This window comes from Marinagarivorans sp. (assembly GCF_982758155.1).
This window is the reverse complement of record NZ_CEXWTU010000229.1, coordinates 1-7,642: the sequence shown is the minus strand read 5'-3', so window position 1 is coordinate 7,642 and position 7,642 is coordinate 1. Positions and strand designations below refer to the sequence as shown.

General features: G+C 46.4%; 9 protein-coding genes. 2 read left to right on the top strand and 7 right to left on the bottom strand.

Translation table 11 applies throughout. The features are described from left to right. The first annotated feature begins 654 nt into the window (after positions 1-654). Both AC3A8L_RS17950 and AC3A8L_RS17945 read left to right on the top strand, forming a co-directional pair. Entirely contained in the window at positions 655-1,272 is a 618-nt protein-coding gene (locus tag AC3A8L_RS17950; protein WP_487963650.1) for a LytR/AlgR family response regulator transcription factor, read from the top strand. Positions 1,273-1,387: 115 nt separating this feature from the next. Next, a complete protein-coding gene (locus AC3A8L_RS17945; RefSeq protein WP_487963649.1) occupies positions 1,388-1,942 on the top strand; it encodes a cytochrome b in 555 nt (184 codons plus the stop codon). Positions 1,943-1,970: 28 nt separating this feature from the next. Here the strand turns inward: AC3A8L_RS17945 and murB are convergent, their stop codons facing one another. The 7 genes from murB to AC3A8L_RS17910 form a co-directional block, all read right to left on the bottom strand. Further along, positions 1,971-3,008, bottom strand: coding sequence for a UDP-N-acetylmuramate dehydrogenase (murB, locus tag AC3A8L_RS17940; protein WP_487963648.1), 1,038 nt, complete (start codon positions 3,006-3,008; stop codon positions 1,971-1,973). 31 nt (positions 3,009-3,039) lie between these two features. Further along, positions 3,040-3,513: a low molecular weight protein-tyrosine-phosphatase gene (locus AC3A8L_RS17935; RefSeq protein WP_487963647.1), complete on the bottom strand. Its 474-nt coding sequence runs from the start codon at positions 3,511-3,513 to the stop codon at positions 3,040-3,042. Between the two features lie 16 nt (positions 3,514-3,529). Continuing rightward, positions 3,530-4,282, bottom strand: coding sequence for a 3-deoxy-manno-octulosonate cytidylyltransferase (kdsB, locus tag AC3A8L_RS17930; protein WP_487963646.1), 753 nt, complete (start codon positions 4,280-4,282; stop codon positions 3,530-3,532). Positions 4,283-4,292: 10 nt separating this feature from the next. Further along, positions 4,293-5,324: a tetraacyldisaccharide 4'-kinase gene (lpxK, locus tag AC3A8L_RS17925; RefSeq protein ID WP_487963645.1), complete on the bottom strand. Its 1,032-nt coding sequence runs from the start codon at positions 5,322-5,324 to the stop codon at positions 4,293-4,295. Between the two features lie 138 nt (positions 5,325-5,462). Further along, positions 5,463-5,888, bottom strand: coding sequence for an ExbD/TolR family protein (locus tag AC3A8L_RS17920; protein WP_487963644.1), 426 nt, complete (start codon positions 5,886-5,888; stop codon positions 5,463-5,465). Positions 5,889-5,898: 10 nt separating this feature from the next. Beyond that, complete coding sequence (locus AC3A8L_RS17915) at positions 5,899-6,492, bottom strand: MotA/TolQ/ExbB proton channel family protein (RefSeq protein WP_487963651.1); 594 nt, start codon at positions 6,490-6,492, stop codon at positions 5,899-5,901. A 213-nt stretch (positions 6,493-6,705) separates the two neighbouring features. Further along, on the bottom strand, positions 6,706-7,642 hold a 937-nt coding region (locus AC3A8L_RS17910), incomplete at its 5' end, for a ComEC/Rec2 family competence protein (protein ID WP_487963643.1).

Genomic DNA, 7,642 nt, shown 5'->3' with positions numbered 1-7,642 from the left:
TATTAGAATAACGCATCGGGGCAGGAGCCCCTTATTAGACATTGCAGGAGCATAAGGGACGAGGAAACAATATTTCATCCACTAATGCTCGATCTCGACATCCTTACCTTCGTTGCTCAAAGCGTTACATGCCAAGGCATGCGCCCCTTTAAGCGCCTCGATAAGAAAGCCGATATCTTTGCCTAATTGGACAAACTATTATTGCCTCGTCCCTAATGTCGTGGAGCAGTTATCGAGCCTGTTTTCTCAGCAAGGCGCTCGAAGGGTGCATGCTCAGACATACAACGCTGACTTACAATTCCTGCCTTACAGCCCATGCAGGCCGATTCAACAGGTCGGCATGAACTTACGCTCATAAATGTGCACTAACCGGTGCGCAAAAGCCTCTTACTCCCTATCACTAAACGATACTTTAAAATGATAACAATGCCAGAGCTACGAGGGCTCTCACTCAAGAAGCTTGCGCACCTTCCCGGTCGTGAGATCACGCTATCCTTGATGGGGTGGTCCGCATTCCTCGTATATAGAGCCATACACTGCCAACTCTATAACGTATATATCAATACAAATGATAGCGGCCCCTTCAAGTCGATAATTTGGGCACTTCAGGAATACGGCATATGGGTTATTCTAACCCCCATACTTTGGCACGTAATGAGCCGATATAAACGCCGTACATTAACGGTTGCCCTATGTGCTGTTATAGCACTGTGTATATCCGTGAGTTATCGTGTTGGTATCGACTTATGGACAACCCCAAGTAGCTCATTCGGCGCGAGCTTAGTTTATTTTCTTCCGACCCATATCTCAGTTTTAGCCTTCCTTATGATCTGCTGGCTAATTATTTATGGTCAACCCCAAAAAACACCACGCACTCAACCCTCTCAGGTAATTACCCCTAACACTGAAGCCTCCAGTAATAACCCCATTGAGGCCGCCCCAACACCCCCCAGTACAACACAGCAGGTTTTGACCGTACAAAAAGGCAGCGCCATTATTGCGTTAGCCACAAACGAAATTGACTATATCTCTGCAGCCGGTAATTACGTTGACATTTTTAGCCGCGGGCAAACATATCTTTTGCGGGCAACAATGAAACAACTTTCCGATCAACTCCCGCAAGCCGACTTTGTTCGCATACACAGGTCTTATATTATTAATGTGAACGCCCTCAAAAGTCTAACAGCAGACGCTGTTCAGCTGCGTACAGAGCAAACGTTGCCCGTTGGGGCAAAATACCATAGAGAAATAAAAAATCTTTTAAAATCATAAACTTAAATCTTATCACTTCATCCCTTAAACCCAAAAAATGCACATTCATCACTAATATAATGCGCAAGTGTTTGCCCTAAAATAGAATTTGGCCACATTTTAAGGAAACGTATTTATGACTACCCACAACTCACTCAGCAAGCTAACCATCGGCCTTCATTGGATTATCGCTATTACTTTTATAGGGCTATTAGCAACAGGGTGGTACATGTCTACCTTTGAAGCATGGCCGCTATATGCCTGGCACAAAGCCGCGGGTGTATTACTTTTATTGGTCGCTATCCCGAGGGTAATCTGGCGATTAATCAAGGGCTGGCCAAAAGCCTTAGGAGCTCAAAAGAGGCTGGAGCAAATGTTAGCCAAAATAACGCACTGGGCTCTATTGTGTGCAACCCTTATTATGCCATTCAGTGGAATGCTTTATTCGGGTGCCAGCGGGCACGGGGTATTCGTTTATAAGCTTCAAATTATTCCGAAGAATTTTTCACTTGAAAATCCCACCGAAGTCGTACCGTTTAGCCAAGCCGCTACTGACTTGGGCCTCACGATTCATCACTACATGGGCTATACGATGATGCTTATCCTGCTATTACATATCGCAGGCGCATTGAAGCATCATGTCATCTACAAAGATAAAACACTAATGCGCATATTAGGGAATAAACATTAAGAAAGCGTCAAAGATACAGCCTTGGATCTCAACCTAGTCCCCCCAAGATTTGAGGCTCTCTTTCGAGTATTAAATCAAACCGCTGCAGCACGGTATTAGCGATTTCATTGCTAGCACTTAAAATTGATTTTAATGCTAGCTTGTTGGGGTTTGTTAAAACCAGCGCTTGCTTCGCGTGCACGACTAAGCCCTGCACGCCACTGCCTTTTAAACCGCATTGGTCAATTAACCAGGCTGCAGGAATTTTGGCATTGTTATCCGGTTGCGGGTAAAAAGGGATAGACGGAAACTCTTTTTGTAGCGCTGTGAGTTTTTGCATAGAAACCACGGGGTTCTTAAAGAAGCTGCCGCTATTGGGGGTATCATCGGGGTTGGGGAGCTTACTGTTACGCTGCTCGCAAACGGCATTGAATACAGCTAAAGGCGTTACAGCTGTAGCGCTATGCTCGAAGTATTCAGCCAAAGGTTTGTAGTGAATAATCGGGGCCGCGGCTAAATTCAGCTGTACAACAATTTCTGTAATAACAGCCCGCCCTTTAAGCTGATGCTTAAATATGCTTTCTCTATAGCCTAACTCACACTCATCTTTACTGTACGTTTTAAAGCAGTGCTGCTGTAAATCAAACCATTTAACCGAGTGTAAACAATCACTCAACTCTACACCATACGCACCAATATTTTGAATGGGAGCAGCGCCAACAGAACCAGGGATTAAGGCTAAATTTTCTAAACCATAATAACCTTGCGCCAAACTCCATTCGACTAGCTGATGCCAATTCTCCCCCGCACCAATAGTCACTAAAACCTGCTGAGATTCACGCTTAACTTCAGCCGAAACACCACGCATCAAAGGACGCAAAACCAAGCCCGAGATAAATAACGGACATAACACATTGCTGCCGCCGCCCAACAAGTGAACAAGCAAGGACTGAGTTTGAGCCGCCTTAACCGCTTCAACCAAAGCCTCTTGCGATGTTACTTCGAGATAATACTCAGCAACAGAGGGCGCAGCCATGGTATTGAGATGGCTAATATCAACATGGTTTTGCCAGTGCGATTTGGACATAAATAAAACAAACTTTAAGAAAGAGAGGTGGTTATTTTTTCTTTTGCAGTACAAATTCCAGTAAACCTGCACTGGCGTCTTCGACGAGATCTAACACATGCTCAAAACCAGCATCGCCACCATGATAAGGATCTGGCACTTCAGATTCAGCCGCATTGGCGAAATCTAAAAACAACCCTAAATGGCCCGTAAAGTGGCTAGGACATAAATCGCGCAGGTCTTGCAGGTTGCTATTATCCATCGCCAATATCACATCAAATTCATCAAAGTCTTCAACGATGGCTTGTCGCGCGCGCAAATGTTTTAATTCGAAACCACGCTTGTGCGCAAAAGCCATACTGCGACTATCTGGTGGACTCCCTGAATGCCAAGACGCCGTGCCGGCAGAATCTACAATGATTCGATCACTTAAGCCTTTTGCTTTAACGAGATCCTCAAAAACACCGTGCGCGGTGGGTGATCGACAAATATTCCCTAAACACACAAACAAGACTTTAATCGCCACTGAAGCTGCCTCTCTCTTAAGCCGTTAACAAAGTATTAATGCGCTGAACATCTTCGGGCGTATCTACCCCTGCGGGAACTTCCTCGCAGGCTAATGCAACGTGAATACGCTGACCGTTAGCCAAAATACGCAGCTGCTCGAGTTTTTCAATACTTTCTAAGGCAGCCATTGGCCATCGAATAAATTGATGCAACAAACCCACCCGATAACCGTAAATACCAATATGCCGCATAGCAGCAGACGCTTGAATATCTGGCTTATTCTGAAAGCTATCACGATGCCAAGGAATAGGCGCGCGTGAAAAATACAATGCTAAACCCTGCTCATCCGCAACAACTTTGACCGCATTAGGGTCGAACATTTGCTCTTCATTCTGAATAGGCCACGCTAACGTCGAAGCACTCGCGGCTGTATTTTTCGCTAAATTACTGGCCACTTGATTAATAACAGCCGGCGGGATTAAAGGTTCATCACCTTGCACATTAACAATAATTTGGCTTTCTTCCCAGCCGTAAAATTGCGCAACCTCTTGTAACCGATCAGTGCCAGATTCATGGCTATCAAGCGTCATACAAATATTACCGCCAAACGCTTTAACGGCTGTTTCAATACGGGGATCATCGGTTGCAACAACCACTTTTGCAGCGCCACTCGCACTTGCCGCACGATAGACATGCTCGATCATGGGCTTGCCTGAAAAACTAATGAGTGGCTTACCTTCTAGGCGTGTTGAGGCATAACGCGCGGGTATAACAACGATAAAGCTCACGGTAACTCCGTCATTCAGCCTGCGCTGAAAAATTAATACAGTGCGATAAAATACGAACAGTTAATGCTTCTGGCAATACTGCTTCAACCTCTAAGTACCACCAATTCGGCTCCGCAAAAGTCCGACATTTAACGGCATCTTTGGCCGTCATCACTACAGGACGGCCATTCGCCAAAGCAAAGTCTTCGGCACAATAGCTGTGATGATCATCAAATTCTTGAGCCTCAAAAAAAACGTCCACTTGTTCCAGTGTTTTGAAAAACCGCTGAGGATTACCAATGCCAGCCACCGCAAAAACACGTTGATTTTTTCCGGTTTCACCACGCCAAGGTAAGGCTTTCACAGGTACGCGCGCACCGCTTTTAATATTGACCCAAGCTGAGGGCCGCAGCACCATTGCGCTATCATCATGCATGACTTCTTTTACGTTTTGGCCAGCATGATTATTCAGAACAAAATCCACCGAAGCGAGTCGGTCGGGTAGCTCACGTAATGGACCAACAGGAAAACACCAGCCATTACCAACACCCCGCTGATGATCCTGCACAACAAGCTCAAAACTGCGTGCCATCGTGTAATGCTGTAAGCCATCATCGCTTAATATTACATTACAGCCTTGCTGCTCTGCTGCCCTAACCGCGGCCACGCGATCTTTGCCAACCCATACCGGGCACTGCGCACTGGAAGCGATAAGTACTGGCTCATCGCCATAAATATTGGCATCGGCATTTGAAGGTACTAAAACGGGACGTTTGATGTCACCTGGAAGGTTAGAACCATAACCACGCGTTACAACAGCCGGGCGGAATTCGGAATCTTTTAATAATTGAATCAGCGCTATGATAACCGGCGTTTTCCCGGTACCACCCACGGCAATATTACCCACAACAATGACAGGACAATTGGCCTGATAAGCGGTTTTTTGCTGTCGCTTTTTGCGGCGCAAACTTAATAGAGAAAACACAGCACTAAGCGGCGCTAAGGCCAATAGCCAAGTCGGTTTTCCATACCACTGTTTTTCTATGCTGTATTTTAAGCTCAAAGCGAAACTACACCTTGTTATTATTGAGTCATACTTAAGGATGGCGCCAATTCAGCGACGAAAAACCTAATTTTAATCACCTTCGCCCAAATAAAATACGCCACTTAAAAGTGGCGTATTTTAAAACAAATAGCTGGACTAAGTCCCTTCAGGCCGTTTTGTAGTCATTGTGATATTCACAAAACCTAAACGCCCCGCAACATCCATTGCCATCACAACAGACTGGTAAGAAACATTGGCATCAGCAGTAATCACAAAGGGAATTTTATCTTTTTCAAGGCCTTTACCCACCACCTCTAAACCCGTCATTAGGGTTTCTAATTTGGTATTGATTAAAGGCTTTCCATTAATGGCATAACCGCCATCAGCATTGATGAGTACTTCGATTTTATTAACCAACTCAGGGAGAGGCTCACCTTCGGCCTGCGGCAAGTCTAATTTAAGGTGCGTTTCCTTAGTAAAGGTTGTAGACACCATAAAAAAGATAAGTAGCAAGAACACCACGTCAATAAGGGGCGTGAGGTTAATTTCCTCTTCCGAACTCGTTTGTCTTCGAAATTGCATAGTAACCTCGTTACGCTTGCTTTAAGTCAACACGACGGTCGTTATGCAATACGTCTACGAGTTTTACCGCATCTTGCTCCATGGTGATCACAAGTGCATCTAAACGGCGCAAGAAGAAGCGATGGCTTATCATAGCGGGAATAGCAACACCCAAGCCGGCTGCCGTGGTCAGTAGCGCCTGCGAAATACCGCCAGCAAGCACACCCGCATTACCGGTACCTTCTAACATGATTGCTGCAAACACTTTGATCATACCGAGTACTGTACCCAAAAGGCCCAGCAAAGGTGTGACTGCCGCAATAGTACCCAGAATGGCTAAGTAACGCTCCAATTCGTGAATCACTTGGCTTGCAGCTTCTTGAATACTGTCTTTCATCACTTCACGTCCGTGACGCGAGTTCGTTAAACCCGCCGCCAAAACGCGACCCAACGGTGAAGACTTACGCAGCTCTTTAAGCTGATCAGAGCTCATGTTGTTGTTTTGTATTTGAGTCCAAACATCGCCCAATTGATTGCGCGGTGCGATTTTATTGGGGTTAAGCGTCCAAAAACGCTCCACTGATATTGCGATAACAGCTACTGAACACAGCGCCAGCGGGAACATAAGCCAGCCGCCTGCAGCAAAGATATTTTCCACCAGTATCTCCTGAAGGTCTTTATTATTGGTCGGGTATCATACCCGATTTTTCACGCAACGTTAGTGCGCAGTTTAGCGTGCGAACACACGAATACAGTATAGAGGGTGTTGTTAGATACGAGAGGCATACCGCATACATTATTCCGGCTTAATCCCCCGGCCACAAGGCGCCCGCATTCGCTAATGCCAAACCTTTGGCCGACTCAAACGCTCCGCATTGATCACTAAGTTCCCCTCTTCCACCGTTACACGAATAGCCCCCAAATCCCCCGTATTCCAAACTGTTGCACCGAACGCTTGATAACGCTCCAACACCTCAGAATGAGGGTGACCATAACGGTTTTTATAACCTGCACTCACAATAATATGCCGCGGACTTAATGCCGCCAAGAAATCCTGAGAAGACGATGTTTTACTGCCGTGATGCGGTGCAACAAGAACATCAACATGTCCAAGACCGCCCTCTTCAACCAGCCACCGTTCCACACTACTGTCGATATCACCCGGCAACAAGAAGCGCTTAGACTGATACTCAATAAGTAATACACATGAACGGTTATTACTGCTGATCGTACCAAGCTCGGCCACTGTGGAATTATTAGAGCGCAGACTATCCTGCGGCCACAATACGGAAAAAACAGCCTCACCCTGCAACCACTTCTGGCCAGCAATGCATGGCTGCGCAGCCGTAGGTAGAGCAGAAAATGACTCGCCAAACCAAATTTTTTCGGGCTCAAACTGATTGAAAATAGCCACTGCGCCACCACGATGGTCGGCATCAGCATGGCTCACCATCACCGATAATGGCATTGCCCCGCGCCACCTCAAATAAGGGGCAATAATATGGCTACCTGCATTAAAGCGCTCACTGAATGCCGCGCCCGTATCGTACAACAGTGTTCCCTGCGGCTGGTGAACAGCAACCGCTAACCCTTGCCCAACATCTAGCGCGACCAACTCAAAAGGGCGACTATGGGTACGAACACCCAGCGCTAACAAAACGACCAAACAACAAGCCCCTAGCCGCATCCCAAAGCTTGTTGGCAGCAGAACCATCACGCAAGCTAAAGCAGCGACCCCAAGACCAAGCCCCTGCAATTGTGCCGCCGGCCAAAAT